Genomic DNA, 25,867 nt, shown 5'->3' with positions numbered 1-25,867 from the left:
TCAGAACTCCAGTCCGGCTTCACGAGCCGCATCGGCCAGCGCCTTGACGCGGCCATGAAACAGGAAGCCGCCGCGATCGAACACGACCTGCTTGACCCCGGCCTTCACCGCGGCTTCCGCCACGCGCTTGCCGACCTGGGCCGCGGCGTCGATGTTCGCGCCCGACTTGTCGCGCACGTCCTTTTCCAGGCTCGATGCGGCGGCAACGGTCTTGCCGTTCTCGTCGTCGATCACCTGGGCATAGATGTGCTTGCCCGAACGATGCACCGAGAGGCGCGGACGCCCGCCGCCACGCGAACGAAGCGCGGTGCGATTGCGCCGACGGCGCTTCTCGAAAAGCGAAAGACCCTTGGTCATTACTTCTTCTTCCCTTCCTTACGGAAGATGTACTCGCCGTCGTACTTGATGCCCTTGCCCTTGTACGGCTCGGGCTTACGCCAGCGGCGGATCTCGGCGGCCAGCTGGCCGACCTTCTGCTTGTCGGCGCCCGAAATCTCGACCGTCGTGTTGTCCGGGGTAGCGACCGTCAGGCCCTCCGGCACGTCGATATCGACATCGTGGCTATAGCCGAGCTGTAGCTTCAGCCTCTTGCCCTGGGCATTGGCGCGGTAGCCGACGCCGGTGATCAGCAGCTTCTTGGTGAAGCCGTCGGTCACGCCGGTCACCAGGTTCTGCACCAGGGTGCGCTGCATGCCCCAGAACGCGCGAGCGCGCTTGGTCTCGTTGGCCGGCTTGACGCCGATCGAGTCCGCCTGGACGTCGTAGATGACCTCATCGGCCATCGGCATGCTGAGGGTGCCCTTGGGTCCCTTCATGCTGAGCGTGCCGTCGGCGACCGTGGCGGTGACACCGCTCGGAATCGCGACAGCCTTTTTGCCAATGCGGCTCATCAGAACACCTCCGCCAGCACTTCGCCGCCGACATTCTGCTCGCGTGCTTCGGCATCCGAGAGCACGCCGCGCGGCGTCGAGACGATGGTGATGCCCAGGCCGTTCATCACGCGCGGCAGTTCCTGCGAACCGCTATACACGCGACGGCCCGGCTTCGAGACGCGCGCGACATGCTTGATGGCCGGCTGGCCCTCGAAATATTTGAGCTCGATACGGATGCCCTTGGCGGGCCCCATCTCTTCCTCGGAATAACCGCGGATATAGCCCTCACGCTGGAGAACATCGAGCACGCGGACGCGCAACTTTGACGCCGGCGAAAGGACCGAGTCCTTGCGCGCGCGCTGGCCGTTGCGGATGCGGGTGAGCATATCACCCAGGGGATCGGTCACTGCCATCTTCGTGTCCTTACCAGCTCGACTTCGTGACGCCGGGGATCAGGCCCTTGTTGGCCAGTTCGCGCAGCTGCACACGGCAGAGTCGGAATTTGCGGTAGTAAGCGCGGGGACGGCCCGTCACTTCGCAACGATTGCGGATGCGGGTCGGATTCCCGTTGCGGGGAATCTCGGCCATCTTCAGCCGCGCGATCAGACGCTCGGTTTCGTCGAGCGACTTGTCGTTCGCCTGCGCCTTCAGCTTCGCATAGCGGTTGGCATATTTCACCACCAGCTTCTTGCGACGCTCATTCTTGTTCACGGAACTCAGTTTCGCCATGACTTAAGTTCTCTTTCCCTTATGCCGCCTGCTTCGCTTCGCCGTCCGCCTCGATGGGGAACGGGAAACCGAAGAGACGGAGGAGCTCGCGAGCCTCATCATCGGACTTCGCGGTGGTGGTTACGATGACGTCCATGCCGCGCACCTTGTCGATGCGGTCATAGTTGATCTCCGGGAACACTAGCTGTTCCCTGAGGCCCATCGCGTAATTGCCGCGACCGTCGAACGACTTCGGGTTGAGGCCGCGAAAGTCGCGAACGCGCGGGAGCGCGATCGTGATGAAGCGATCGAGGAATTCGTACATGCGCTCACGGCGAAGGGTGACCTTCACGCCGATCGGCATGCCTTCACGCAGCTTGAACTGCGCGATCGACTTCTTCGCCTTGGTGATCACCGGCTTCTGGCCCGCGATCAGCTCCATCTCGGAAGCGGCCTGCTCGACCTTCTTCTTGTCCTGGGTCGCCTCACCGACGCCCATGTTCAAGACGATCTTCTCGAGCCGCGGCACTTCGAGCGCATTCTTGTACCCGAACTTCTCGGTCATCGCCTTGACGATCACGTCGTCATAGCGCGCCTGCATGCGAGCCTTGTACTTGTCAGCCATCGATCTTCTTCCCGGTCTTTACCGCGACGCGGACCTTCTTGCCGTCCTTGCCCGTTTCGAAACGGACGCGGGTCGGCTTGCCGTCCACGACATGGGCAACCTTCGACACGTGCATCGGCGCTTCCGAGCGATCGAGACCACCCTGAGGGTTGGTCTGGCTCGGTTTGACGTGACGGACGTGCACATTGACACCCGAAACGACGACCTTGCCGTCCTTCGGCATCGCCTTGACGACCTCACCGGTGCGCCCCTTGTCCTTACCGGACAGGACGATCACCTGGTCGCCCTTCTTGATCTTCGCAGCAGCCATTACAGCACCTCCGGAGCCAGGCTGATCACCTTCATGTGACCACGGGCACGCAGTTCGCGCACGACCGGGCCGAAGATGCGGGTGCCGATCGGCTCCTCGTTCTTGTTGACCAGGACGGCCGCGTTCGAATCGAAGCGGATCACCGAACCGTCGGGACGGCGGATGTCCTTGGCGGTACGCACGATCACCGCGCGGTGAACGTCGCCCTTCTTCACTCGGCCGCGAGGCTGTGCTTCCTTGACGCTGACGACGATGATGTCGCCAACGCCGGCCGTGCGACGCTTCGAGCCGCCCAGCACCTTGATGCACTGCACCCGCTTCGCGCCGCTATTGTCAGCGACGTCGAGATTGGATTGCATCTGGATCATCGATCCGGTTCCTTCTCGTTTGGCCTACCGGGACTAGCCCGGCGGTTCCGTTCCTCTTTTCGTCACCCCAGCGAAAGCTGGGGTCTCGAAGTTGCTTCGTGTCCGCTTGCCGCCTGAGATCCCAGCTTTCGCTGGGATGACGGCTGGGCGTCACGCGTCGACGTCGACCCGCTCCGGCGTCGCGTGGGTGTCAACCCGCTCGATCACCTTCCAGGTCTTCAGCTTGGAGATCGGCGCGGTCTCTTCGATCCGCACGGTTTCACCCTGCTTGTATTCGTTGCCCTCGTCATGGGCGTGATACTTCTTCGAGCGGCGGATGATCTTGCCGTAGAGCGCATGCTTGACCTTGCGTTCCACGTTCACGACCACCGTCTTGTCGCCCTTGTCCGAGACGATCTGCCCGGTCAGCACGCGCTTCGGCATGTCCGTTTCCTTACTTTGCCGCAGCGCGCGAACGCGCGGTCTGCAGGGTCTTGATGCGAGCGATGTCGCGGCGAACTTCACGCACGCGGCTCGGCTTCTCCAGCTGGCTGGTCGCGGCCTGGAAACGGAGGTTGAACGCCTCGCGCTTCAGATTGCCCAGCTCTTGGTCGAGCGTCTGCTCGTCCATGCCGCTATAATCGATCTTGTTCGCCATCTTACTCGCCTCCGAGGTGCGAGGTGTCGCCGAGGCGCGCCACGACCTTCGTCTTGATCGGCAGCTTCATCGCCGCGCGCTCGAACGCTTCCGCGGCCAGTGGGCCAGGAACGCCGTCCAGCTCGAACAGGATGCGGCCGGGCTTGACCCGCGCTGCCCAGAATTCCGGCGAACCCTTACCCGAGCCCATGCGGACTTCGGCCGGCTTCGACGAGACGGGAACGTCCGGGAAGATGCGGATCCACAAACGCCCCTGGCGCTTGATGTGACGCGTGATCGCGCGGCGAGCCGCCTCGATCTGGCGCGCGGTGATCCGCTCCGGCTCCATCGCCTTCAGCCCGTAGGAGCCGAAGTTCAGCGTCGCGCCGCCCTTGGCGTCGCCGTGAATCCGGCCCTTGAACGCCTTGCGGAACTTGGTGCGTTTTGGTTGCAGCATGTCCTGTTGTCCTTAGCGGCGGTCGTCGCGCGCCGGGCGCACGCCGGAGGTCTGAGCCTCCATCATCAACCGCTCCTGCGCCATCGGGTCATGGCCGAGAATCTCGCCCTTGAAGACCCACACCTTGACGCCGCAGACACCGTAAGCGGTGTGCGCCTGCGCTTCGGCATAATCGAGGTGGGCGCGCAGCGTGTGCAGCGGCACCCGGCCCTCACGATAGCTTTCGGTGCGCGCGATCTCGGCGCCGCCGAGACGGCCGCCGCACTGCACGCGGATGCCATCGGCACCCAGACGCATCGCCGACTGCACCGCGCGCTTCATGGCGCGACGGAAGGCGATACGACGCTCGAGCTGGTCGGCAATGCCCTGCGCGACGAGCTTGGCGTCGATCTCGGGCTTGCGGATCTCGACGATGTTCAGCGACACGTCCGAGCCCGTCATCGAGCCGAGCTTGCGCCGCAGCTTTTCGATGTCGGTGCCCTTCTTGCCGATGATCACGCCGGGGCGCGCGGCATAGATCGACACGCGGCACAATTTGGCCGGGCGCTCGATCACGACCTTCGAGATCGCCGCCTGGGGCAGCGTGTCGACGATGTACTTGCGGATCTTGAGGTCCTCGAGGAGGAGCTTGCCGTAATCCTGACCTTCCGCGAACCAGCGGCTGTCCCAGGTACGGTTGATCTGCAGGCGCAGGCCGATCGGATTGCTCTTGTGACCCATTATGCTTCTTCCTGCTCGCGGACGACGATGCGAAGGCGCGAAAACGGCTTCAGGATGCGGGTGGACTTGCCACGGCCGCGGGTCGCGAAGCGCTTCATCGTGATCGACTTGCCGACCGACGCCTCGGCGACGACGAGAGCGTCGACATCGAGGTTATGGTTGTTTTCCGCGTTGGCGATCGCCGAGGCGAGCACCTTGCGCGCATCGATCGCCATCCCCTTCTTGGAGAAAGCGAGGATGTTGAGCGCGTCGCCGGCCTTGCGACCGCGGATTAGGCCCGCGACGAGGTTGAGCTTCTGCGCCGACCCACGAATCTGGGTAGCGACGGCCAGCGCTTCCTTGTCGCCGACCTTGCGGGGAGACTTAGGCTTCGACATCTTAACGCTTGCCCTTCTTGTCGGCGGCGTGACCCGGGAAATACCGGGTCGGCGCGAACTCGCCGAGCTTCATGCCGACCATGTCCTCATTGACCGACACCGGCACGAACTTGCGGCCGTTGTAGACACTGAAGGTCAGGCCGACGAACTGCGGCAGGATGGTCGAGCGACGCGACCAGGTCTTGATCGGGCCACTACGGGCAGTCGATTCCTGAGCGACTTCGGCCTTCTTGAGAAGGCTGAGGTCGACGAACGGACCTTTCCAAACGGAACGAGCCATGAGCGGTTAGCCCTTCTTCTTCGCGTGACGCGACCGGATGATGAACTTGTCGGTCTGCTTGTTGTGACGGGTGCGTGCACCCTTGGTCGGCTTGCCCCATGGGGTGACCGGATGACGGCCGCCCGAGGTCCGGCCTTCACCACCGCCATGCGGGTGGTCGACCGGGTTCTTGGCGACGCCGCGCGTCAGCGGGCGAATGCCCTTCCAACGGTTGCGGCCGGCCTTGCCGAGGTTGGTGTTCTGGTTGTCCGGGTTGGACACCGCACCGACCGTCGCCATGCAATCCGCCGGAATGTAACGCTGCTCGCCCGAGTTGAGGCGAACGATCACCATTCCGCGGTCGCGACCGACGACCTGGACATAGGTCCCTGCCGACCGTGCGATCTGACCACCCTTGCCCGGCTTCATCTCCACGTTGTGGACGATGGTGCCGACCGGCATCTGGCCCAGCTCCATGGCGTTGCCCGGCTTCACGTCGGTCTTCTTGCCCGCGACGACCTTGTCGCCGACGGCCAGACGCTGCGGCGCGATGATGTAAGCGACGCGATCCTTGCCGTCCTCACCCGCGCCATAGTTCACCAGGGCGATGAACGCGGTACGGTTGGGATCGTATTCGATCCGCTCGACGGTGCCGTCGACGTCCCACAGGCGGCGCTTGAAATCGATGATACGATAACGCTGCTTGTGACCGCCGGCGATGCCGCGCGAGGTGACATGACCCTTATTGTTGCGACCGCCGGTCTTGCGCTTGCCTTCGGTCAACGCCTTGACGGGCTTGCCCTTGTACAGCGCCGAACGGTCGACGAGGATCAAGCCACGGCGGGCCGGGCTCGTCGGGTTGTAATGCTTGAGTGCCATTACGCCTTGACCCCTTCGGTCACGTCGATCGACTGACCTTCCTTGAGGGTGACAATCGCCTTCTTCATGTCAGAGCGCGTATAGGGAGCGCCCTTCCACTTCTTGGTCTTGCCCTTCTGGACGATCGTGTTGACCTTCGATACGCTGACATTGAACAGCGCCTCGACGGCAGCCTTGATCTCCGGCTTGGTCGCGTCGCCCGCAACCTTGAACACCACCGCGTTCTGCTCGCTGACGAGCGTCGACTTCTCGGTGATGTGCGGGGCGACGATCACGTCATAGTGACGGATGTCGACCGCGCTTTTGGTCGGCTTCTTAGCCATTGAAACGCGCCTCCAGCTTCTCGACCGCAGCGCGCGTCAGCACCAGCGTGTCATGCTTCAGGATGTCGTAGACGTTGGCGCCGGCGGCCGGGAGAACGTTGATCTCCCGAAGGTTGCCGGCGGCGAGCGCGAAGGTGTTCTCGACGGCGTCGCCATCGATCACCAGAGCGGTCTTGCCGAAGCCGATCTTCTCGAGATTGCCCTTGAGCGCCTTGGTCTTGCCGCCGTCGATGGCGATCGAGTCCATGACGATCAGCGACCCGGCCTTGGCATGGGTCGACAGCGCCATCTTGAGGCCGAGCGCACGGATCTTCTTGTTCAGCGACGGATTGAAGTCGCGAACGCGGGCGCCGTGAGCCTTACCACCACCGATGAAGATCGGGGCGCGGCGATCGCCGTGACGAGCGGTACCGCCGCCCTTCTGGCGACCGTACTTCTTGCCGGTGCGGGCGACGTCGGCGCGCTCACGCGTGCCGCGTGCGGTCGCACGGCGCTTTTCGAGCTGCCAGGTGACGACGCGGTGCAGGATGTCGGCGCGCGGATCGAGACCGAAGACCTCGTCGTTGAGCTCGATGTCCGCGGCCTTCGCCTTGGCGTCGAAGGATTGAACCTTGACCTTCACGTTCAGCCCTCCTGGCCTTCGGTCGCCTCAGGGGCGTCCACCGTCTCGGCGGGCGTCTCTGCGGGAGCGTTGTTGCTGTTGGCGGCCTGCTTCAGCCCGGCCGGGAACGGCGCGTCGGCGTGGCGGGCGACCTTGACGGAGTCCTTGACGAACAGCCAGCCGCCCTTCGAGCCGGGCACGGAGCCCTTCACGAAGATCAGGCCGCGCTCGACGTCGGTACCGACGATCTCGAGATTTTGCTGGGTGCGATACTTGTCACCCATGTGGCCGGCCATCTTCTTGTTCTTGAAGACCTTGCCCGGATCCTGGCGCTGACCGGTCGAACCGAGCGAACGGTGCGAGACCGAGACGCCGTGCGTCGCGCGCAGACCACCGAAGCCCCAGCGCTTCATGCCGCCCTGGAAGCCCTTACCCTGGGTCTTGCCCTGGATATCGACGATCTGGCCGGCGACATAATGGTCGGCCGAGATTTCGGCGCCGACATCGAGCAAGCCATCCGCGTCAACGCGGAATTCCGCGACGATCGCCTTGGGCTCGACTTCCGCCTTGCCGAAATGACCGCGCTGCGGCTTGGCGACGTTCTTCGCCTTCGCCGTGCCGGCCCCGAGCTGAACGGCGGTGTAGCCGTCCTTATCAATTTCGCGACGGGAGATAACCTGCAGCCCTTCGAGCGACAGAACAGTGACCGGCACGTGGCGGCCGTCGTCCTGGAACAGGCGGGTCATCCCCAACTTCTTCGCGATCACGCCAGTGCGCATGATCTGTTCACTCCATAACAGAGGCACCCAAGGGACCATCCCAAGGGTGCTTGTGACCGGCGACGAGCACCGATCGGTCCAGCCCGGAAATGCGAAGCGAGCCCCCGTCCCGGGCTGGGTGTTCGATGGCCTGAGCCAGGGAACGTGACGGGAGACGCTGTCCTGATCAGAAGATCAGCGGTATCTCTATTTGTCAGCGTCCCGCAGGACCGATTGGTCAACCGCGGGAGCAGCGCCGATAGTCGAAGCAGAGCGCCTCGTCAACCGGCCACCCCGCTTTCGCGAGGGTTAGGCCAAACTCGCTCAGGCGAGCTTGATTTCGACGTCAACGCCTGCGGCGAGGTCGAGCTTCATCAGCGCGTCGACGGTCTGCGGAGTCGGCTGAACGATGTCCAGCATACGCTTGTAGGTGCGCACCTCGAACTGCTCGCGCGACTTCTTGTCGATGTGCGGACCGCGGTTCACGGTGAACTTCTCGATGCGCGTCGGCAACGGGATCGGACCACGGATAAGCGCGCCGGTACGTCGGGCGGTGTCGGCGATGTCGCCGGTCGCCTGATCGAGCACACGATGATCGAACGCCTTCAGGCGAATGCGAATATTGCTGTCCATGGTTCCTACCGATGCCAAAGAGCGGGGCGGTTACCTTGCTCCCTCCGTCATCCCAGCGAAAGCTGGGACCTTGTACCACTCGGACAATGCCCGGGCGGCTTGAGACCCCAGCTTTCGCTGGGGTGACGAAGTGGGCGAGACCACCTCTTGCTGTTTCAAACTAAACTGGAGGCGCGCGGATACAGGCGCTTCCTACAAAAAGCAACCGCCCCGGCGCCCTTTTTTTGGGCGCCGGGGCGGTCGTTTGGGATCAGCTTACTTGCTGATGCCGCTGACGATGCCCGAACCGACGGTACGGCCACCCTCACGGATGGTGAAGCGCTGGCCGACGTCCATGGCGATCGGCGCGATCAGCTTCACGCCCAGCGCGACGTTGTCGCCCGGCATGACCATTTCGGTGCCGGCCGGCAGCTCGACGGTGCCGGTGACGTCCGTGGTGCGGAAGTAGAACTGCGGACGATAGTTCGCGAAGAACGGCGTGTGACGGCCGCCTTCGTCCTTCGACAGGACGTACACTTCCGAGTTGAAGTCGGTGTGCGGAGTGATCGAACCCGGCTTGGCCAGAACCTGGCCACGCTCGACTTCTTCACGACCGACGCCGCGGATCAGCGCACCGATGTTGTCGCCGGCCTGGCCCTGATCGAGCAGCTTGCGGAACATTTCAACGCCGGTGACGGTGGTCTTGCGGACGTCCGGGTGGATGCCGACGATCTCGACTTCCTCACCAACCTTGACGATGCCGGTCTCGACGCGGCCGGTCACGACGGTGCCGCGACCCGAGATCGAGAACACGTCTTCGATCGGCATCATGAACGGCTTGTCGAGCGGACGCTCGGGCTGCGGCAGATATTCGTCGACCGCCTTCATCAGCTCGAGAACGGCTTCTTGGCCGAGCTTCGCGTCCGAACCACTGAGCGCGGCAGTCGCCGAGCCCTTGATGATCGGAATATCGTCACCCGGGAAGTCGTAAGCCGACAGCAGCTCGCGAACCTCGAGCTCGACGAGCTCCAGGATCTCTTCGTCGTCGACCAGGTCGACCTTGTTCATGAACACGACCATCGCCGGCACGCCGACCTGGCGCGCAAGCAGGATGTGCTCGCGAGTCTGCGGCATCGGGCCGTCGGTCGCCGACACAACCAGGATCGCGCCGTCCATCTGCGCGGCGCCGGTGATCATGTTCTTCACATAGTCGGCGTGGCCCGGGCAATCGACGTGCGCATAGTGGCGGTTGGCGGTCTCATACTCGACGTGCGCGGTCGAGATGGTGATGCCGCGCTCACGCTCTTCCGGCGCCTTGTCGATGTTGGCGAAATCGACTGCGGTGCCGCCAGTGGTCTCGGCCAGAACCTTGGTGATCGCCGCGGTCAGCGACGTCTTGCCATGGTCGACGTGACCGATGGTGCCGATGTTCATGTGCGGCTTGTTCCGCTCAAACTTTGCCTTCGCCATTTTTCCCTACCTTCTGGAAAATCGTTTCGTGGGCCCGCTATCGGGACTCGCGCGAAGGCGGCCCAATAGCGGGTGTTTTTCAGTAATGCCAGCCCCGCGCGCTCAAGCGCCTCAGGCCAGCTTCGCCTTCACTTCATCAGCCACGTTCTGCGGCACTTCGTCATAGTGCGAGAACTGCATCGAGTAGCTCGCGCGACCCTGGGTGAACGAGCGGAGCTGGTTCACATAGCCGAACATGTTGGCGAGCGGGACCATCGCCTCGACGGTCTGCGCGTTGCCGCGTGCGTCGGTGCCCTGGATCTGGCCACGGCGGCTGTTCATGTCGCCGATGACGTCGCCCAGATAATCTTCCGGGGTGACGACTTCGACCTTCATGATCGGCTCGAGCAGCTTGATGCCGGCCTTCTGGGCCGCTTCACGCATCGCGCCACGCGCGCAGATTTCGAACGCCAGCGCCGACGAGTCGACGTCGTGATAGGCGCCGTCGGTCAGGTGGACTTCGAAGTCGATGATCGGGAAGCCGATCAGCGATCCGGTTTCCGCCGTCTCGCGCATGCCCTTCTCGACCGAGGGGATATATTCCTTGGGAATATTGCCGCCCTTGATCTCGTCGAAGAACTGGAAGCCCGAACCACGCTCACCAGGGACCACGGTCACCTTGACGCGGCCGAACTGGCCCGAGCCGCCCGACTGCTTCTTGTGCGTGTAGTCGATATCGACCTTCTTCCCCAGATATTCGCGATACGCGACCTGCGGGGCGCCGACATTGGCCTCGACCTTGAACTCGCGCTTCATGCGATCGACCAGGATCTCGAGATGGAGTTCGCCCATCCCCTTGATGATGGTCTGGCCCGATTCGTGATCGGTCGACACGCGGAACGACGGGTCCTCGCGAGCGAGACGATTGAGCGCGACGCCCATCTTCTCCTGGTCGGCCTTGGTCTTGGGCTCCACCGACAGCTCGATGACGGGGTCCGGGAACTCCATCCGCTCGAGAATGATCGGCTTGTCGCCCGCGCACAGGGTGTCGCCCGTCGTAGTGTCCTTGAGACCAGCCAGCGCGACGATGTCACCAGCAAACGCCTCGGTGATGTCCTCACGGCTGTTCGCATGCATCAACAGCATGCGGCCGACCTTTTCCTTCTTGTCCTTGACCGAGTTGACCACCTGCGACGCCGCTTCGAGCTTGCCCGAATAGATGCGTGCGAAGGTCAGCGTGCCGACGAACGGGTCGTTCATGATCTTGAACGCCAGCGCCGAGAACGGCGCCTCGTCCGACGACGGACGCTCGTCCGGGGTCTCGCCGTCGAGCTTGACGCCCTTGATCGCGGGAACGTCGAGCGGGCTCGGCAGATAGTCGACCACGGCGTCGAGCAAGGGCTGGACACCCTTGTTCTTGAACGCCGAGCCGCACAGCACGGGCACGAACGAGAAGTTCAGCGTGCCCTTGCGGATCAGCTTCTTGATCGTCGCGGGATCGGGCTCTTCGCCTTCGAAGAACTTCTCCATGACGGCGTCGTCCTGCTCGACGACAGCCTCGATCAGCTCGGCGCGCGCGGCAGCGGCGGCGTCCTTCAGGTCATCCGGGATGTCCCGATATTCGAACTTCGCGCCCAGCGATTCCTCGAGCCAGATGATCGCGCGGTTCTGGACCAGGTCGACCAGACCCTTGAACCCGCCTTCGATACCGATCGGGAGATAGAGGACAAGCGGACGCGCGCCGAGACGATCCTTGATCATCTCCACGCAGCGCTCGAAATTGGCGCCGGTGCGGTCGAGCTTGTTGACGAAGCACATCCGCGGAACCTTGTACTTCTCCGCCTGACGCCACACCGTCTCAGACTGCGGCTCGACCCCGGCAACGCCGTCGAAGCACGCAACCGCACCGTCGAGCACGCGTAGCGAACGCTCGACTTCGATGGTGAAGTCGACGTGGCCCGGCGTGTCGATGATGTTGATGCGATGCTCTTCGCCGTTACCCTCTTCGGCGCGCCAGAAGCACGTGGTCGCAGCCGACGTGATCGTGATCCCGCGCTCCTGCTCCTGCTCCATCCAGTCCATCGTCGCGGTGCCTTCGTGCACTTCGCCGATCTTGTAGGACTTGCCGGTGTAATAGAGGATGCGCTCGGTCGTCGTCGTCTTGCCGGCGTCGATGTGCGCCATGATGCCGATGTTGCGATAGCGGTCGAGCGGATGGCTGCGGGCCATGGTCGTAGCTTCCTTGGAATGTGGGGAGCCGGCCGATCCGGCTGCCCGCTATGTAGGTAATTAAATTACCAATGCCAGATCACCGGCCCCGCCGCAGCGGAACCGGCCGATCCAGTCTTATTACCAGCGATAATGGCTGAAAGCGCGGTTCGCTTCGGCCATGCGATGGGTGTCTTCGCGCTTCTTGACCGCGTTGCCGCGGTTGTTCGACGCGTCGAGCAGTTCGCCCGACAGGCGAGCCGACATGGTGTTTTCCGAGCGCGAACGCGCGGCCGTGATCAGCCAGCGGATCGCGAGCGCCTGAGCACGCTCCGGACGAACGTCGACCGGAACCTGGTAGGTCGCACCGCCGACGCGGCGGCTGCGGACCTCGATGCCCGGCTTGATGTTGTTGAGCGCTTCGTGGAACACCGCGAGCGGGTCCTTCTTGGCGCGGGCTTCGACGGTGTCGAGCGCGGTATAGACGATGCCTTCGGCGACCGACTTCTTACCGTCCAGCATGACGCTGTTCATGAATTTCGACAGAACCTCATCCCCGAACTTGGGATCAGGCAGGATTTCCCGCTTTTCGGGACGACGACGACGAGCCATCTTGAACTTTCCTTTACAAACTTCAGCCGATCCGGAACCCGTCCGGGGCTTACTCTGGCTGTGTGATTACTTCGGACGCTTCGCGCCGTACTTCGAACGGCTCTGCTTGCGATCCTTCACACCCTGCGTGTCGAGCACGCCGCGGAGCACGTGGTAGCGCACACCGGGAAGGTCGCGCACACGGCCGCCACGGATCAGAACCACCGAGTGCTCCTGAAGGTTGTGGCCTTCACCGGGGATGTAGCTGATGACTTCGCGCTGGTTGGTCAGGCGAACCTTGGCCACCTTGCGCAGAGCCGAGTTCGGCTTCTTCGGAGTCGTCGTATAGACGCGGGTGCAGACGCCGCGCTTTTGCGGGTTCTGCTCCATCGCAGGGACCTTCGACTTGGCCTTCTGCGGATCACGGCCCTTGCGGACCAACTGGTTAATCGTCGGCATGAAGCCCTTCACCTTTATGTTACCAGAGACGTCTGGCGGTTACTTTGCCGGGAGCCATTGTTAGCGAATACGAAAAAGGACCGAGGGAGCGCCTTTCGGCTTCCCGGGTCCGTGTCTTCCGGCAACGTTCAGCTCTTACTCGCGCGGCAAAACTGCCGAGTGAGCGGGCGCGCCTATAGACGGGGAGTCGGAAACGGTCAACGGGGGGTGAAAGAGCAATCCGAGCCCGCGGCGGCAATCGCGACAGCCATCCGGCGGCCACCCCAGTCCATATCGAGGCGATAATTCGATTTGGCGAAGGGCGCCAGCCGCCTCTTCCGAACTCGCCTTTACCGAGCGCTAACCGACGCACCGTAAGACGCCACCATGCAACGCGACGGCATCCACATTCCCGTTATGGCGGGTGCAGGCAGGCCGGCGCCTTATGCGATGATGCTGGCGCTCGCCGGCCTCGCCATTGCCAGCAGCCCGATCAACGCGACGTTGCTGCCGCTCATGGTCGGTTTCCTCATCGCACGGCGGGCGCTTCGGCTCTGGTTGATCGCTCCCCTTACCTTCCTGCTCGCCGTGACCGCGCTTCGATTCGCTGGGCTGCCCTGGACCGATCTGTCGACAGTCTATGTTGGCCTGGCCGGCGCATCGCCGCGGCTGTCGAACGATGCGCCGTCGGTATGGGCGATCCTTCAGGCGATGCCCTGGATCAATCACCTGCCCTTTGCCGGCCTCGCTTTGGCGTCGGGCATCGGCGCTGCCGCCTGGCTGACCGCGCGCTTCGCGTGGCGCCGCCCAAGCGATCGCGACCTGGTGGCGAACGGCACGGCGACAAGCCTGATCCTGGTCGGGCTGCTGCCCGGCATGCACTGGAACAGCTTCCTCCCGGTCACCGCGCTCGCCGTGCTGACCGCGCTTCTGCTCGAGGACCGGCGATCCTGGACGGTCGCTGCCCTGGTCGTCACTGGAACGATGCTCGGGCTGGCCAGCCATCTAACCGGAATGGAGGCGTGGGCGATGGCAGGCGCGGTTCCGATGATTGGCGCCACTCTGCTACTTGGCCGCCAGTTCCTCGTCTCGCCCGCGAATGACAACGGCCTGCCGCTCAACCCGTTTCGCGCCTATCCCGCCTGATGCGGAGTTCGCTAGGCTGGCGCGCGAGACTCGGGATTCGCAAAGGGGGTATGGGATGTTCAACAAGCGGGACAACGCGCCGGCGTCGACCTATCAGCCCGCGGCCGCCACGGCGCGCCGGACCAACGGCAGCTCGGGTGCCGGCTTCTCGGTGATCGGTCCCGATGTCGTCGTGACCGGCAATGTCCGCGCTTCGGCTGATCTGCACATCGAGGGACGGATCGAGGGCGATCTCGATTGTGGCAGCCTGGTCGTCGGAAGCGAGGCGCTGATCCAGGGCCAGGTCCGCGCCGAGAATGCGCGCATCGCCGGTCGGATTGAGGGCGCGGTGTCGATCCGCCAACTGACGGTCGAAGCGGGTGCGCGGATCACCGGCGATGTCGAATACGAGACGATCTCGCTTGAAACCGGCGCCCATGTCGACGGTCGCCTGAAGCATTTCTCCGCGCAGGCCGCCGCGGCGGCTGCGACGGTCACGCCGGTGCTGGGCGCGCCGCGCGAATTCAAGATGATCGACGCGCCGAGCGAAGAGGAAGCAGCCTGACTCCCTGCGATTAGATCGTCATGTTGTCGATCGCCGCGTCATAAGCGGTTTGGGCGCCGGCGATATCGATCGCGAAGCCGATCCACATCGCCATCAGCACGAGCACCGACACCCAGAAAGCGGGTGCGCGGACCGACACCTTGCGCAGCACGACGTGGCCGATGCTATGGACCACGCGCAGCGCGACATAGACCCAGGCGAGCGCCACCTGCGCATGGCCGGCCTGATGCGTGATCAGCAATAGCGGGATAAGGGCGAAGAACAGCACCGGCGCTTCGAACAGGTTGCGGAGGTTGTTCGCGGGCATCTCGACCGGCTGGAAATAGCGCATCGCCGCTTCGCCCGTCGCGAGATCGTCGGGGCGCGGCGGGTTTCTCTTCATGTGACCGGTCCGTGCGACCGCTACCCACACCATCACCACGAAGCTGAGCGCCGCGAGCGCGATCGCCGGCCACAAGATCGCGAAAGTCTGCATCCTCTTTGCTCCCCTTATTTGTTAGGATCAGGCTGCCCCAAGGCATGGAGGAATGGAATGGCGAAGTGGACATTGCCGATGGAGGGAGGATGCCGCTGCGGCGAGGTTCGCTTCCGGATCAGTGCGCCGCCGATGTTCACCGCAATCTGCCACTGCACCGGATGCCAGAAAATGACCGGCGGCGCCTATTCGACCAGCGTTGCAGTGCCGCGCGGGGGATTCGAGCTGATCAAGGGCGAGACGGTGATCGGCGGGTTGCATGGCGAACGGCTGCACCATCAGCACTGCGATCGCTGCAAGAGCTGGGTCTATACCGATTTCGAGCCCGACATGGGGTTCGTCAACGTGCGCGCGACGATGCTGGACGATCCGAGCTGGGTTACGCCATTCGTCCAGAGCTACACCAGCGAGGCCTTGCCCTGGGCGCTGGTCGATGCGCCGCATTCGTACGCGCAATTCCCGTCGATGGAAGAGTATCAGCCCTTGCTCGCCGAATTCGCCAGGCTTTAGCTCGCCAACATCTCTGGATAGCCGTTCGGCGCGAGCGGCAGGATAGCTCGCGCGGTTATGCCGCTTGCGATCACCAGCGCCAGTGGAAGCGCGCTCGCGACCAGCATACGCCGCGGCGGCCGCGTTTCGGCGAACAGCAGGATGACACCGAGCGGCGCGGCGATCATCGGCCACAAATGGTAACGCAAATCAGCCGCGATACTGATCGCAACGAAGCTCGTCTCGAGCGCGAGCGCGGATATCGCCAGAGCCAATGCCAGATCGCGTAATGGCGAGGCGGCACGCCCTAGCGCCTCGACCAATGCGGCCACGGCGAGCCCCAGCCAGACGATCGGCCAGCTGAGCGGCGTGTCCGCCAGCGCCTCAGTCGTTTCGACCCACCATGATGCCAGAAGCCCGGGATCACCGAGCCCCTGCCTATTGGGCTGGGATCGCGGTGGCGGCCAAGCGTCCATCAGCCCCCGGCCAACCAGCCAACGCTGCGTCATGTTGAAATGCGCCAGTCGATGCTCGGCATAGGCCACCGGATGGCGGATCGCGGCATAAGCAAGTTGCTGATACATCGCGCCGACCGGCTGGGACGCCAGATCCTCGATTGCGTCCCCGCATGGGCCATCGCCCAGCGTATCCCAGAAATAGGTCTTCACGCACCGGCCGCGCCGCAGCGCCGCGATTCCCGCCGGATCGATCCCGGTCGCGTCAGTATCCCCGGTACGCACCGCGATCGCCGCGAGATCGAACAGCGGTTCGGTCGTGCGCACGCCACTCGGTGCTGCGCCAAACAGGTCGGCGTCGATCAGCGGGGTCAGCGCGACAATCGCGGCTATCCCCGCGAACGCCAGCAACAGCCGCGCTGGCCAGCCTCCACGCGGCAGCAGCATCGCCGCCAGCGGCACGGTCGCGAACAACGCATTGGCACGGACCAATGTCGCATAGCCCAACAGGAGGATCGCGATCGCCACGGCGACCAGCGGCACGCGCTTACCGCGAAGGCGCCACCATCCCACGATCCCGACCGCCGCCAGTATCGCGGCAACCATCTGAACGTCCTTGAGCACGGCCCATTGCCACACCGCGACTCCAGGGAGCGCCCCGATTGCCAATACCAGCACCGCTGCGCGCGGACGGTCGGTTCGCGCCAATCCGCCGGCGATCAAGCCGAGCCCCAGCCAATAAAGCGCAATCTGCAGGGCCATCATCGGGCCGGCGCCGCCGCCTAGGACATGGAGCAGCGACCAGAGTCGCGCCATGACTGGCGGATGCCAGTCATCATACCGGCCGCTCAATACCTGCCGGAATTGCTCGACGCTGTCATATTGGGCGAGCCCCGGCCATCCCGCCGCGATCATCGTCGCCGCGAGTAGCAATGCCGCCCATAAGGGCCAGAATCGACCCGATTTCCCCATCTACACAGATCAGCACATCGCGCGCGGCGACGCGACTCCTAGCGGCGGGGTTTGAGCGCGACCTCGCCCCGGCTGGTCCGCGACCGCGAAGATTCCACCCGCGGGGCGGGTCGCTTCAGATATGCAGCGCTCGACCGTAGGCGCCGAGCACGCTCTCGTGCATCATCTCGCTCAAGGTCGGGTGCGGGAACACCGTTTCCATGAACTCGGCCTCGGTCAGTTCGCCGGTCTTGCCGATCGTATAGCCCTGGATCAGTTCGGTCACCTCGGCGCCGATCATGTGCGCGCCCAGCAACTCGCCGGTCTTGGCATCGAACACCGTCTTCACGAAACCCTCGGCCTCGCCCAGCGCGATCGCCTTGCCATTGCCGATGAAGGGGAAGTTGCCGACCTTCACCTCATAGCCGGCTTCCTTGGCCTTGGCTTCGGTCAGGCCGACGCTGGCAATCTGCGGATGGCAATAGGTACAGCCGGGGATGTTTAGCGGGTCCATCGCGTGCGGATGCTTGCCGGCGATCGCCTCGACCGCGATCACGCCTTCATGGCTCGCCTTGTGCGCCAGCCAGGGCGGCTGGGTCACGTCGCCGATCGCGTAGATGCCGTCGACATTGGTCTTGCAGGTGCCGTCGGTGACGATGTGGCCGCGGTCAGTCTTCACGCCCAATTCTTCCAGGCCGATATTCTCGGTGTTGGGCAGGATGCCGATCGCGACGATGACGTGGCTGAACTCGGCGGTCGTGACCTTGTCGTCCTTGTCCTTGATCGACGCCTTCACGCCGCTGGCAGTGACGTCGAGCTTGTCGACGCCAGCCTTGGTCATGATCGTCATGCCCTGCTTCTTGAGCGCCTTTTCGAGGAAGGCGGAAACGTCCGCGTCCTCGACCGGGACTACCCGGTCGAGCATCTCGACCACGGTAACGTCCGCGCCCATGTCTTTGTAGAAGCTGGCGAACTCGATACCGATCGCGCCCGAGCCGATGACCAGCAGCTTCGACGGCATTTCGCTCGGCGTCATGGCGTGGCGATAGGTCCAGATGCGCTTGCCGTCGGTCTTGGCGAACGGCAGGTCGCGGGCACGCGCGCCGGTTGCGACGATGATGTTCTTCGCGGTCAGCTCGGTCGTCTTGCCGTCCTCCGCGGTGACGGTCAGTTTGCCCTTCCCCGTCAGCTTGCCGGTGCCCATGTGGACGGTGATCTTGTTCTTTTTCATCAGGTGCGTGACGCCCTGATTGAGCTGTTTGGCGACACCGCGCGAGCGTTTCACCACCGCGTCGAGATCGGCGCTGATCTTGTCGGCGACCAGCCCGTAGTCCTTGGCATGCTGCATATAATGATAGATTTCGGCCGAGCGCAGCAGCGCCTTAGTCGGAATGCACCCCCAGTTGAGGCAGATGCCGCCGAGCAATTCGCGCTCGACGATCGCGGTTTTGAGCCCGAGCTGTGCCGCTCGGATCGCCGCGACATAGCCGCCGGGTCCGGAGCCGAGGACGATGAGGTCGTAGGTTTCAGCCACTGGGGAGATCCTTGCTTAGTATCGAAGATTATATGGGAAGCGCGGAGGCATCAGACCATGTCCTGGCGAACATCACCAACGCCGACGAACACGAACCGCCCTTCCGCAACTTTGGCGATCGCCTCGCCATGACGGTCGCGCTTCCAGGCCTCGGTGGTGATGGTCAGCGAGGTGCGCCCCTCGCCCACCACTTCGGCCCAGACAGACAATTCGTCGCCGATATCGGCCGGTGCCAGGAATTTGAAGCCGTCGGCCGCGACCACCGGCGCGCGCTTGCCGGTACGGCGCGAGGCTAGGCTGCCGCCGGCGAGCGACATCTGGCCGAACAGCCAGCCGACGAACGCGGTGCCATAGGGATTGGCGTCGGCGGCCATCACCGTCACGCGGATATCGGGCATGCGTTCGGGCGGAGAGACCGGCGCGCCGTTCATTCCACGATCACCGGCCGCGGTTTGCGGTCCTGATCGATCGCGACGAACGTGAAGCGCGCCTCGGTCACCTTGCGGTGATCGTCGCGGTGGCGATCGCGCGCCCAGCATTCGACATCGATTGTCATCGACGTGCGCCCGACCTTGGCCAGTTGCGCATAGACCGACACTTCGTCGCCGATATGGACCGGAGCGTGGAACTGCATGCCGTCCATCGCGATGGTGACGGCACGGCCGTGCGAGTGGCGCGCGGCGACCAGTCCGGCGGCGGAGTCCATCAGGCTCATCAGCCAGCCGCCGAAAATGTCGCCATAGGCATTGGCATCGGCGGGCATCGCCGTGACCCGGATCGCGGGATCACGCGCCGGCGGAGTGAACGAGGCAGAGGCGCTCACGCGTCGCGCCGCCCGGCACGGTCGGCTCGCCACGAAAGGAGGAACGGCTTGAATCCGAAACCGATCACGAACGCCATCGCGACCAGGCCGATCGGCCAGATCGTCGCCCCGCCCTGCGGATAGCCCCACGCCGCCGTCGCGGTGATGAGGTAAGTCACGATCGCGCTGGCGACCATGTAACACGCCTCGGCAAGAGTCCGCGCGGACATCGTCCGTGCCTCAGGCAAGCATGCCGAGCGGTGCTTCGATCAGCGCCTTGAACGCCTGCATCAGCTCAGCGCCGTCGGCCCCGTCGATCGCACGATGATCGAAGCTGCCGGTCGCCGACATCACGGTGGCGACGCCGAGCGCATCGTCAATGATGTACGGACGCTTCTCTCCAGCGCCGATCGCCATGATCATGCCCTGGGGCGGATTGATCACCGCCTCGAACTGCTTGATCCCGAACATGCCCATGTTCGAGATCGACGCGGTGCCGCCCTGATATTCCTCGGGTTTTAGCTTGTTGTCGCGGGCGCGCATGGCGAGGTCCTTCATCTCGGTCGAGATGGCCGCGACGCCCTTGGTATCGGCATGGGTGATGATCGGCGTGATCAAGCCCGAGGGAGTCGAGACCGCGACGGAAATGTCGGCGCGCTGGAAGCTGATCAACTGGTCGGGCGTGAACATCACGTTGCACTTGGGCACCTGGATCAACGAAGCGGCGAGCGCCTTGATCAGCAGGTCGTTGACCGAGAGCTTCACGCCGCGCGACTCAAGACTCTTGTTGAGGTCGGCGCGCAGCTTGAGCAGCGCGTCGAGACGGATGTCGACGGTCAGATAGATATGCGGGACCTGCTGCTTCGATTCGGTCAGGCGGCGCGCGATCGTCTTGCGCACGTTCGACAGCTTGGTCGCCTCGTGGGGGATATCGGGGATCGCGACGGGCTTGGCCGGTGCCGGCGCAGCCGCTGCCTCTGCCGGCGCGGCAGCGGTGGCTGCCGGGGCGGTGCCGGGCTTCGCACCCTCGACATCGGCGCGAACGATGCGGCCGTTGGGCCCCGAGCCAGTCACCGATGCGATGTCGACGCCCTTTTCAGCCGCGACGCGGCGCGCGAGCGGGCTCGCCTTGACGCGGTCGCCCGAAGCTGCGGGCGCGGATGCTGGAGCGGGTGTCGCGGCAGGAGCTGCGGGAGTCGGCGACGGAGCAGGAGCAGCGTCAGCCTTCGGAGTTTCCGCTTTCGGCGCATCGGCCTTGGGCGCAGCCTTGGCGGCGGAGGCATCCTCACCCTCGACCGCAAGGATCGCGATGACCTGACCGACCTTCACATTGTCGGTGCCCTCGGGAACGACAATCTCGGCAATGACGCCTTCGTCGACGGCTTCGAACTCCATTGTCGCCTTGTCAGTTTCGATCTCGGCCATCAGGTCGCCCGACTTGACGGTGTCGCCGGCCTTGACCAGCCATTTTGCCAGCGTGCCCTCCTCCATGGTCGGTGAAAGCGCGGGCATCTTGATCTCGATGGGCATTCTGCGTCCTCTCGGGCGTCCTGGGGAGGCGGACTGTGAAGCGGCTCCTTCGCGCCCGGCACGCTTCGGGTCAAGACCGAGGTGCTTGCGCAGGCGTGCGTTCCGCGTCACCTATCGCACGAACGAGAGGAGCCGGGCGCGCATGCGCATCTATCTGGTGGTGGTCGACGACAGTCCCGAAGCCGAAGTCGCGTTGCGCTTTGCGGCGCGGCGCGCGGTCAAGACCGGCGGAGGCGTCGAGATCCTGTCGATCATGGAGCCGCAGGAATTCATCGCCTTTGGCGGCGTCCAGGCGACAATCGAGGCCGAAGCCCGGCAGCACGCCGAAGCGATCATTGCAGGCGCGGCGGGTACGTTGTTCGAGGAATCGGGACTGAAACCGGCGATCACGCTGAAGCAAGGCGATGCGCCCAAGGTCATTCGCGAGACGATCGAAGGCAATCCGGAAATCGCGGCACTGGTGCTCGGCGCGGCGCCGAGCGGATCGCCCGGGCCGTTGGTCAGCCACTTTGCGGGAAGCGAGGCGGGAACGCTGCCGGTCCCGATCATGGTGATTCCGGGAAGCCTAGATCGCGAGGCGATCGACCGGCTCAGCTGAACGTCGTGATCACCGATCCCGGGTCCGCAAAATAATACCGCGCTCCGCCGGCTCGATTTCGATCCGATCGAGCTGGTCAATCAACTCGGCGAATAAGTCGTCGTTCGCCACCGGGAAATGGCGATTGAAACCACTGCCCAACAATTCCAGGTCTCTGCTCGTCAGAAACCCGAACGCGACTACGCGTTCCGCGGCCATCACGCGTACCTCCTGTTATTGAAGCGAACGTATCTTAACTATGTAAGTGCCAACCGTTTCGCAGGCGTTGCGTAATATTATTCACGTTGTCCCGAAAATTTGGGCGAGGACTCGACGATCGCGTTCCTCAGCATCACGCCTGCGCAGCTACGTTATTCAGTGTCTAATTTCGTTGCGCGAACGGTGGCATCGAGTCACGTTGCCGCATGCGCAAAACCCTGATGCTCGCCCCGCTCGCGCTCGTTTCCGCAGCTCCCGCGGTCGAGCAGCCCTCCGCACTGAGGATGAAAACCACCGTCAGCACGCTGGTCGGGTTCGGGACACGACACTCGCTGTCCGATCCCAATGACCCGAAACGCGGCATCGGTGCAGCACGAGCTTGGGCGAAAACGCAGTTCGATGCGATCAGCGCGGCCTGCGGCGGGTGTCTGACGAGCGAGACGATCGCGCGCAATTTCTCCGGGCCGCGCGCGCCCGACGGCGTGAACATCGTCGACGTGCTGGGCATTCAGAAAGGCAGCGACCCAAGTCGCGTGGTCATCGTCGGCGGCCATATCGATTCGATCGTCGGCGACGTCATGGATGCCAAGGCCGACGCGCCGGGAGCCAATGACGACGCGTCGGGCGTCGCCGTCGTTCTGGAGTCGGCGCGCATCCTGTCGAAGCGCAAGTTCCGTGCGACGATCGTTTATGCGGTGTTCTCCGGCGAGGAACAGGGGTTGTGGGGCGGCAAGCTGCTCGCCGATACCGCCAAGGACCGCGGCTGGCAGGTCACCGCAATGCTCAACAACGACATCGTTGGCAATTCGATCGGCAAGGACGGCGTGGTCGCCAACAAGAGCGTGCGGGTATTCTCCGAAGGTATTCGCGAGAGCGAGGATTTGAAGGGCGATCTCGCGCGACGGATGAACGGCGGCGAGGATGACGGCCCCAGCCGCGCGCTGGCCAAAACGATCGATCAGGTCGCGGCGGGCATTCCCGGCGGGCTCGACGCGTTCATCGTGCGCCGTCCAGACCGCTTCGGGCGCGGCGGCGATCACTTGCCCTTTCTCGAACTCGGCTACCCGGCGGTGCGCTTCACTGTCGCCGCTGAACGCTGGGACGGACAGCACCAATATGTCCGGAGCGAAAACGGCGTCGCTTATGGCGACACGATCGACAAGATGGACTTCGCCTATCTGGCCAAGGTGGCGGCGATCAACATCGCGACGATCCGCCGGCTCGCCGCCGCGCCTGCTGCGCCGGAAGGCGTGACGGTCCAGGGCGCCTTGTCGCGTGACACGACGGTGCGCTGGCAGCCGGTCAACGGCGCGGTGAAATATCGCGTGCACTGGCGCCGCGCCGACACACAGAATTGGACGACGAGCCGCGATGTTCCCGGCGCCACCGAATTGGTGCTGAAGAACGTTCCGATTGACGACAATTTCGTCGGCGTGTCGGCAGTGGCCGCCGACGGGTCGGAAAGTCTGGTGACGTTCGCCGGACCTGCGCCGCGGCGATAAGCCGGGGCGATCCCTCCCCGAACCGAACGGTTTAAGCTACCGCGACCGCCCCCGCCCCGAAACTGGCCAGATGGCATCGAGCGTCTGGCCACGCACGACATGGTAATTGTCGTACAGGTTGACTGTCGGGTCGCAGTGCGGCGTGCGGAGGGAGACGCGATCACCGAGCACGAGCGAGCCTGGCAGGGTCAGGACCGCGCCATGTTCGTCGCCCATCAGGAAGAAGCGCGCGCCGTCGGGAGCCCCGGCTTCCACCGAGGGTAGCGGCGCATCGGTCGCCATCGACTTGATCCCGGCGTCGAGCGTGAAGAGACCCGGCGTGTTGGCGCTGATCACGCTGGTGTCGATCATCAGCGAGGTCTCGAACGGGATCGGTACGCCCTCTTCCCCGGTCAGATCGCAGGCGAGATATTCGTCGTCCATGAAAATGTAGGAGCCGACCTGGAGTTCGGTGAAGATGCCGAGGCCGGCATCGATGCGGTGCGTCCCCGTCCCGCCTCCGGTGACGATCTCCGGCGCGCCGCCGGCCTCGGCAAGCGCGGCGATGACGGTGCGGAGATAATCGGCGCGCTCGCGCATCGCCGTTTCGCGCTCGGCATAGGCATGGATATGCTGGTGCGAGCCGCAATAGAATTGCACGCCGCGATAGACGAGCGCGGGTAGCGCGCGGATCGTATCGAACAGTTCGACCGCGGCCTCAGGCGAGGCAACGCCGGTGCGGTGGATGCCGGGATCGACGTCGATGATCACCGACAATTTGGCGTTCCCTGCCCGCTCGACCGCCTGCGCGATGGCGCGCGCATTGTCGGGGTTGTCGACCACGGTCATCAGCTCCGCCGACCACAGGTTGAGCGCTGCGAGCCGATCGACCGCAGGCGCCGGCACGACCGGCGACGTGATATGCAGCCCGGTGATGCCACCATCGGCCAGCGCTTCGGCCTCGCCGATCTTGGCGCAGCACAGCCCGATTGCGCCCGCCGCGATCTGGCGCTTGGCGATATCGACGCTCTTGTGCGTCTTCGCGTGCGGACGAAGCTTGAGTCCGTGAGCAGCCGCGAACGTCGCCATCCGGGAGATATTGCTGTCCAGCCGGTCAAGATCGAGCACCAGCACCGGGGTGTTGAGATCATGGCGCGAACCCTGGCGGCCGATCAGATGGGCATGCAGTTCCTGGTCGTTCACAGTGGGTCAGCTCCGGACGGGAGGGGTCAGGCCGAACAGGCGCGCAAGGTCGTCATTGACGAACTTCTGGCCCGGATCGACGGTTTCGCGGACGCGCAGGAAATCGCCGCTGCGCGGATAGAGCCGCGCGACGTCATCGGCGGTCATGGTGTGGCGCTTGGCCCAGTGCGGGCGACCACCCGAGCTGCGCAGCACCGCCTCCATTTCGGTGAACAGGTCGCGCCACGGCATCTTCGCATATTGGTGGAACGAGATGGAAGCGGCCGGGCCGGCGTGGAATGGGCTCATCCAGATGTCGTCGCCCGCGGTCAGGCGGAATTCGAATGGGAAAGCGACCGGCAGCTTGCGGCGGCGGATATAGGCGATCGCTTCCATCAGCGTCGGCAGCCCAGCAGCGCGCGGCACTTCATATTCCATTTCCTCGAACCGGATCGTGCGGTCGGACGGGAAGACGCGCCAGGCGGGCCCGACACGCTGGGTCGGCTTGGCGCTCATCTTCATCATGAAGCGCTGCAGCATGGGGATCAGCCTGGGCACGCGCCGCCCGATTTCGCAGATGTTGCGAAAGATCGATTCGTCGATGTCGGTGGTGTGCTTGAGGTCGCCGCTACCTTCGACCGGATGCAGCGTCTTGAAGATCACGTAATCGGCATAAGGGAAGACGAAGAACTCGAAATGGCGCGTGGCGGCGCCGAGTTCCTCCCAGCGCTCGGCCATTTCGGCAAGCGGGCGGCGTTCGATCCGCTCCTCGAGATAATAAGCCGGCAAGACGTTGATGCGGATCCGCGTGGCGACCCCGAACAGGCCGAGCGACAGGCGCTGCGCCTGATAGAGATCGGGATTTTGGTCGGGACCGCATTCGACCAGGCTGCCGTCAGCCAGCATCAGTTCGAAACCGCAGGCCTGGGTTGATAGGCTGCCGAGCTCGGCCCCGGTGCCGTGGGTGCCGGTAGCAGTGGCGCCGGCCAGGGATTGCGGGTTGATGTCGCCCTGATTGATCAGCGACAGCCCCTCGGCCCATAATGCTTCGGTCAAACGGTCGAGTCCCCAGCCGGCAGGTACCCAAGCCGTGCGGCGGTCAGGCGCGATGTCGATCCCACCTTCGTAATCGCCCATGCTGAGCAAGGTGCCGGACGTCTCGCACAGCGGCATGAACGAATGACCGGCGCCGGTCACACGCACTTTGTCGGCCGCCTGGATCAGGCCCGCCAGTTCGGCGCGGGTCTTTGGGCGCTCGATACGCTGCGGACGAGCGGCGACGCTGCCGGACCAATTGTGCCAATCCATGCC

The 25,867-nt window shown here is 64.2% G+C and carries 37 protein-coding genes; 5 read left to right on the top strand and 32 right to left on the bottom strand.

Annotated features, from left to right (window positions below; all coding sequences use genetic code 11):
• The 22 genes from rplR to rpsL all read right to left on the bottom strand — a co-directional run bounded on the left by rplR (window position 1) and on the right by rpsL (window position 13,192).
• Window positions 1–357, bottom strand: a complete 357-nt coding sequence (rplR, locus tag AC1DSD_RS04585) for a 50S ribosomal protein L18 (protein WP_478028736.1) — start codon at window positions 355–357, stop codon at window positions 1–3.
• A complete protein-coding gene (gene rplF, locus AC1DSD_RS04580) occupies window positions 357–890 on the bottom strand; it encodes a 50S ribosomal protein L6 (RefSeq protein ID WP_066803654.1) in 534 nt (177 codons plus the stop codon). Before rplF ends, rplR begins: the two co-directional genes overlap by 1 nt.
• On the bottom strand, window positions 890–1,285 hold the full coding sequence (rpsH, locus tag AC1DSD_RS04575) for a 30S ribosomal protein S8 (protein ID WP_066583973.1): 396 nt from the start codon (window positions 1,283–1,285) through the stop codon (window positions 890–892). Before rpsH ends, rplF begins: the two co-directional genes overlap by 1 nt.
• A 10-nt stretch (window positions 1,286–1,295) precedes the next feature.
• Complete coding sequence (rpsN, locus tag AC1DSD_RS04570; protein ID WP_066803651.1) at window positions 1,296–1,601, bottom strand: 30S ribosomal protein S14; 306 nt, start codon at window positions 1,599–1,601, stop codon at window positions 1,296–1,298.
• A gap of 19 nt (window positions 1,602–1,620) precedes the next feature.
• Window positions 1,621–2,205 carry a 50S ribosomal protein L5 gene (gene rplE / locus AC1DSD_RS04565; protein WP_066803647.1) on the bottom strand — a complete coding sequence of 195 codons (585 nt, stop codon included), beginning with the start codon at window positions 2,203–2,205 and terminating at the stop codon, window positions 1,621–1,623.
• Window positions 2,198–2,515: a 50S ribosomal protein L24 gene (gene rplX, locus AC1DSD_RS04560; RefSeq protein WP_066803644.1), complete on the bottom strand. Its 318-nt coding sequence runs from the start codon at window positions 2,513–2,515 to the stop codon at window positions 2,198–2,200. Before rplX ends, rplE begins: the two co-directional genes overlap by 8 nt.
• Window positions 2,515–2,883, bottom strand: coding sequence for a 50S ribosomal protein L14 (gene rplN, locus AC1DSD_RS04555; RefSeq protein ID WP_066583980.1), 369 nt, complete (start codon window positions 2,881–2,883; stop codon window positions 2,515–2,517). The genes rplX and rplN overlap by 1 nt, the downstream gene beginning before the upstream one ends.
• Before the next feature lie 150 nt (window positions 2,884–3,033).
• Entirely contained in the window at window positions 3,034–3,306 is a 273-nt protein-coding gene (gene rpsQ / locus AC1DSD_RS04550; RefSeq protein ID WP_066583982.1) for a 30S ribosomal protein S17, read from the bottom strand.
• Between the two features lie 10 nt (window positions 3,307–3,316).
• A complete protein-coding gene (gene rpmC, locus AC1DSD_RS04545) occupies window positions 3,317–3,520 on the bottom strand; it encodes a 50S ribosomal protein L29 (protein ID WP_066583985.1) in 204 nt (67 codons plus the stop codon).
• Window position 3,521: 1 nt separating this feature from the next.
• On the bottom strand, window positions 3,522–3,956 hold the full coding sequence (rplP, locus tag AC1DSD_RS04540) for a 50S ribosomal protein L16 (RefSeq protein WP_066816142.1): 435 nt from the start codon (window positions 3,954–3,956) through the stop codon (window positions 3,522–3,524).
• Between the two features lie 12 nt (window positions 3,957–3,968).
• Window positions 3,969–4,676 carry a 30S ribosomal protein S3 gene (rpsC, locus tag AC1DSD_RS04535; protein WP_478028735.1) on the bottom strand — a complete coding sequence of 236 codons (708 nt, stop codon included), beginning with the start codon at window positions 4,674–4,676 and terminating at the stop codon, window positions 3,969–3,971.
• Window positions 4,676–5,053, bottom strand: coding sequence for a 50S ribosomal protein L22 (gene rplV, locus AC1DSD_RS04530; RefSeq protein ID WP_066803635.1), 378 nt, complete (start codon window positions 5,051–5,053; stop codon window positions 4,676–4,678). Before rplV ends, rpsC begins: the two co-directional genes overlap by 1 nt.
• 1 nt (window position 5,054) lies before the next feature.
• Window positions 5,055–5,333: a 30S ribosomal protein S19 gene (gene rpsS, locus AC1DSD_RS04525; protein WP_066803633.1), complete on the bottom strand. Its 279-nt coding sequence runs from the start codon at window positions 5,331–5,333 to the stop codon at window positions 5,055–5,057.
• A gap of 6 nt (window positions 5,334–5,339) precedes the next feature.
• Window positions 5,340–6,191 (bottom strand): 50S ribosomal protein L2, encoded by an 852-nt coding sequence (gene rplB, locus AC1DSD_RS04520; RefSeq protein WP_066583996.1) that lies wholly within the window; start codon window positions 6,189–6,191, stop codon window positions 5,340–5,342.
• Window positions 6,191–6,514, bottom strand: coding sequence for a 50S ribosomal protein L23 (locus AC1DSD_RS04515; RefSeq protein WP_066803631.1), 324 nt, complete (start codon window positions 6,512–6,514; stop codon window positions 6,191–6,193). The genes rplB and AC1DSD_RS04515 overlap by 1 nt, the downstream gene beginning before the upstream one ends.
• Window positions 6,507–7,136, bottom strand: coding sequence for a 50S ribosomal protein L4 (gene rplD, locus AC1DSD_RS04510; protein ID WP_066803629.1), 630 nt, complete (start codon window positions 7,134–7,136; stop codon window positions 6,507–6,509). Before rplD ends, AC1DSD_RS04515 begins: the two co-directional genes overlap by 8 nt.
• Window positions 7,137–7,138: 2 nt before the next feature.
• Window positions 7,139–7,894: a 50S ribosomal protein L3 gene (gene rplC / locus AC1DSD_RS04505; protein WP_066803626.1), complete on the bottom strand. Its 756-nt coding sequence runs from the start codon at window positions 7,892–7,894 to the stop codon at window positions 7,139–7,141.
• Window positions 7,895–8,197: 303 nt separating this feature from the next.
• Window positions 8,198–8,506 (bottom strand): 30S ribosomal protein S10, encoded by a 309-nt coding sequence (rpsJ, locus tag AC1DSD_RS04500; protein ID WP_007406109.1) that lies wholly within the window; start codon window positions 8,504–8,506, stop codon window positions 8,198–8,200.
• 255 nt (window positions 8,507–8,761) lie between these two features.
• Window positions 8,762–9,955 (bottom strand): elongation factor Tu, encoded by a 1,194-nt coding sequence (gene tuf, locus AC1DSD_RS04495; RefSeq protein ID WP_066803623.1) that lies wholly within the window; start codon window positions 9,953–9,955, stop codon window positions 8,762–8,764.
• 111 nt (window positions 9,956–10,066) lie between these two features.
• Window positions 10,067–12,163: an elongation factor G gene (gene fusA, locus AC1DSD_RS04490; RefSeq protein ID WP_478028734.1), complete on the bottom strand. Its 2,097-nt coding sequence runs from the start codon at window positions 12,161–12,163 to the stop codon at window positions 10,067–10,069.
• 120 nt (window positions 12,164–12,283) lie between these two features.
• Window positions 12,284–12,754, bottom strand: coding sequence for a 30S ribosomal protein S7 (gene rpsG, locus AC1DSD_RS04485; RefSeq protein ID WP_478028733.1), 471 nt, complete (start codon window positions 12,752–12,754; stop codon window positions 12,284–12,286).
• A 66-nt stretch (window positions 12,755–12,820) separates the two neighbouring features.
• Window positions 12,821–13,192, bottom strand: a complete 372-nt coding sequence (gene rpsL, locus AC1DSD_RS04480) for a 30S ribosomal protein S12 (protein ID WP_022691828.1) — start codon at window positions 13,190–13,192, stop codon at window positions 12,821–12,823.
• Window positions 13,193–13,558: 366 nt separating this feature from the next.
• Here rpsL and AC1DSD_RS04475 point away from each other — a divergent pair, with 366 nt between their 5' ends.
• Window positions 13,559–14,317: a hypothetical protein gene (locus tag AC1DSD_RS04475; RefSeq protein WP_478028732.1), complete on the top strand. Its 759-nt coding sequence runs from the start codon at window positions 13,559–13,561 to the stop codon at window positions 14,315–14,317.
• A gap of 55 nt (window positions 14,318–14,372) precedes the next feature.
• Window positions 14,373–14,861, top strand: coding sequence for a bactofilin family protein (locus AC1DSD_RS04470; RefSeq protein ID WP_478028731.1), 489 nt, complete (start codon window positions 14,373–14,375; stop codon window positions 14,859–14,861).
• A gap of 10 nt (window positions 14,862–14,871) precedes the next feature.
• Here AC1DSD_RS04470 and AC1DSD_RS04465 read toward each other — a convergent pair whose 3' ends face one another.
• Window positions 14,872–15,336, bottom strand: a complete 465-nt coding sequence (locus tag AC1DSD_RS04465) for an MAPEG family protein (RefSeq protein ID WP_478028730.1) — start codon at window positions 15,334–15,336, stop codon at window positions 14,872–14,874.
• A 57-nt stretch (window positions 15,337–15,393) separates the two neighbouring features.
• Between AC1DSD_RS04465 and AC1DSD_RS04460 the strand changes: the two genes are divergently transcribed.
• Window positions 15,394–15,846 carry a GFA family protein gene (locus AC1DSD_RS04460; RefSeq protein WP_478028729.1) on the top strand — a complete coding sequence of 151 codons (453 nt, stop codon included), beginning with the start codon at window positions 15,394–15,396 and terminating at the stop codon, window positions 15,844–15,846.
• Here the strand turns inward: AC1DSD_RS04460 and AC1DSD_RS04455 are convergent.
• The 6 genes from AC1DSD_RS04455 to AC1DSD_RS04430 form a co-directional block, all read right to left on the bottom strand.
• Window positions 15,843–17,252, bottom strand: a complete 1,410-nt coding sequence (locus AC1DSD_RS04455) for a hypothetical protein (RefSeq protein WP_478028728.1) — start codon at window positions 17,250–17,252, stop codon at window positions 15,843–15,845. The genes AC1DSD_RS04460 and AC1DSD_RS04455 overlap by 4 nt on opposite strands.
• A gap of 115 nt (window positions 17,253–17,367) precedes the next feature.
• Window positions 17,368–18,765, bottom strand: a complete 1,398-nt coding sequence (gene lpdA, locus AC1DSD_RS04450; protein ID WP_478028727.1) for a dihydrolipoyl dehydrogenase — start codon at window positions 18,763–18,765, stop codon at window positions 17,368–17,370.
• A gap of 50 nt (window positions 18,766–18,815) precedes the next feature.
• Window positions 18,816–19,196 carry an acyl-CoA thioesterase gene (locus tag AC1DSD_RS04445; RefSeq protein WP_478028726.1) on the bottom strand — a complete coding sequence of 127 codons (381 nt, stop codon included), beginning with the start codon at window positions 19,194–19,196 and terminating at the stop codon, window positions 18,816–18,818.
• A complete protein-coding gene (locus AC1DSD_RS04440) occupies window positions 19,193–19,528 on the bottom strand; it encodes an acyl-CoA thioesterase (RefSeq protein WP_066816801.1) in 336 nt (111 codons plus the stop codon). Before AC1DSD_RS04440 ends, AC1DSD_RS04445 begins: the two co-directional genes overlap by 4 nt.
• Window positions 19,529–19,584: 56 nt before the next feature.
• Entirely contained in the window at window positions 19,585–19,797 is a 213-nt protein-coding gene (locus tag AC1DSD_RS04435) for a hypothetical protein (RefSeq protein ID WP_478028725.1), read from the bottom strand.
• A 10-nt stretch (window positions 19,798–19,807) separates the two neighbouring features.
• Complete coding sequence (locus tag AC1DSD_RS04430; protein WP_478028724.1) at window positions 19,808–21,097, bottom strand: pyruvate dehydrogenase complex dihydrolipoamide acetyltransferase; 1,290 nt, start codon at window positions 21,095–21,097, stop codon at window positions 19,808–19,810.
• A gap of 142 nt (window positions 21,098–21,239) precedes the next feature.
• Between AC1DSD_RS04430 and AC1DSD_RS04425 the strand changes: the two genes are divergently transcribed.
• On the top strand, window positions 21,240–21,695 hold the full coding sequence (locus AC1DSD_RS04425; RefSeq protein ID WP_478028723.1) for a universal stress protein: 456 nt from the start codon (window positions 21,240–21,242) through the stop codon (window positions 21,693–21,695).
• Between the two features lie 9 nt (window positions 21,696–21,704).
• Here the strand turns inward: AC1DSD_RS04425 and AC1DSD_RS04420 are convergent, their stop codons facing one another.
• Window positions 21,705–21,893 carry a hypothetical protein gene (locus tag AC1DSD_RS04420; protein WP_478028722.1) on the bottom strand — a complete coding sequence of 63 codons (189 nt, stop codon included), beginning with the start codon at window positions 21,891–21,893 and terminating at the stop codon, window positions 21,705–21,707.
• 206 nt (window positions 21,894–22,099) lie between these two features.
• Between AC1DSD_RS04420 and AC1DSD_RS04415 the strand changes: the two genes are divergently transcribed.
• A complete protein-coding gene (locus tag AC1DSD_RS04415; RefSeq protein WP_478028721.1) occupies window positions 22,100–23,395 on the top strand; it encodes a M20/M25/M40 family metallo-hydrolase in 1,296 nt (431 codons plus the stop codon).
• 36 nt (window positions 23,396–23,431) lie between these two features.
• Here AC1DSD_RS04415 and AC1DSD_RS04410 read toward each other — a convergent pair whose 3' ends face one another.
• Together AC1DSD_RS04410 and AC1DSD_RS04405 are read right to left on the bottom strand one after the other, a co-directional pair.
• Window positions 23,432–24,577, bottom strand: a complete 1,146-nt coding sequence (locus tag AC1DSD_RS04410; protein WP_478028720.1) for a DSD1 family PLP-dependent enzyme — start codon at window positions 24,575–24,577, stop codon at window positions 23,432–23,434.
• A gap of 6 nt (window positions 24,578–24,583) precedes the next feature.
• A complete protein-coding gene (locus tag AC1DSD_RS04405; RefSeq protein WP_478028719.1) occupies window positions 24,584–25,864 on the bottom strand; it encodes a D-arabinono-1,4-lactone oxidase in 1,281 nt (426 codons plus the stop codon).
• Window positions 25,865–25,867 lie beyond the last annotated feature (3 nt).

The organism is Sphingomonas sp. P4_D12, assembly GCF_056401895.1.
This window is presented reverse-complemented; position numbering and strand designations above follow the sequence as displayed.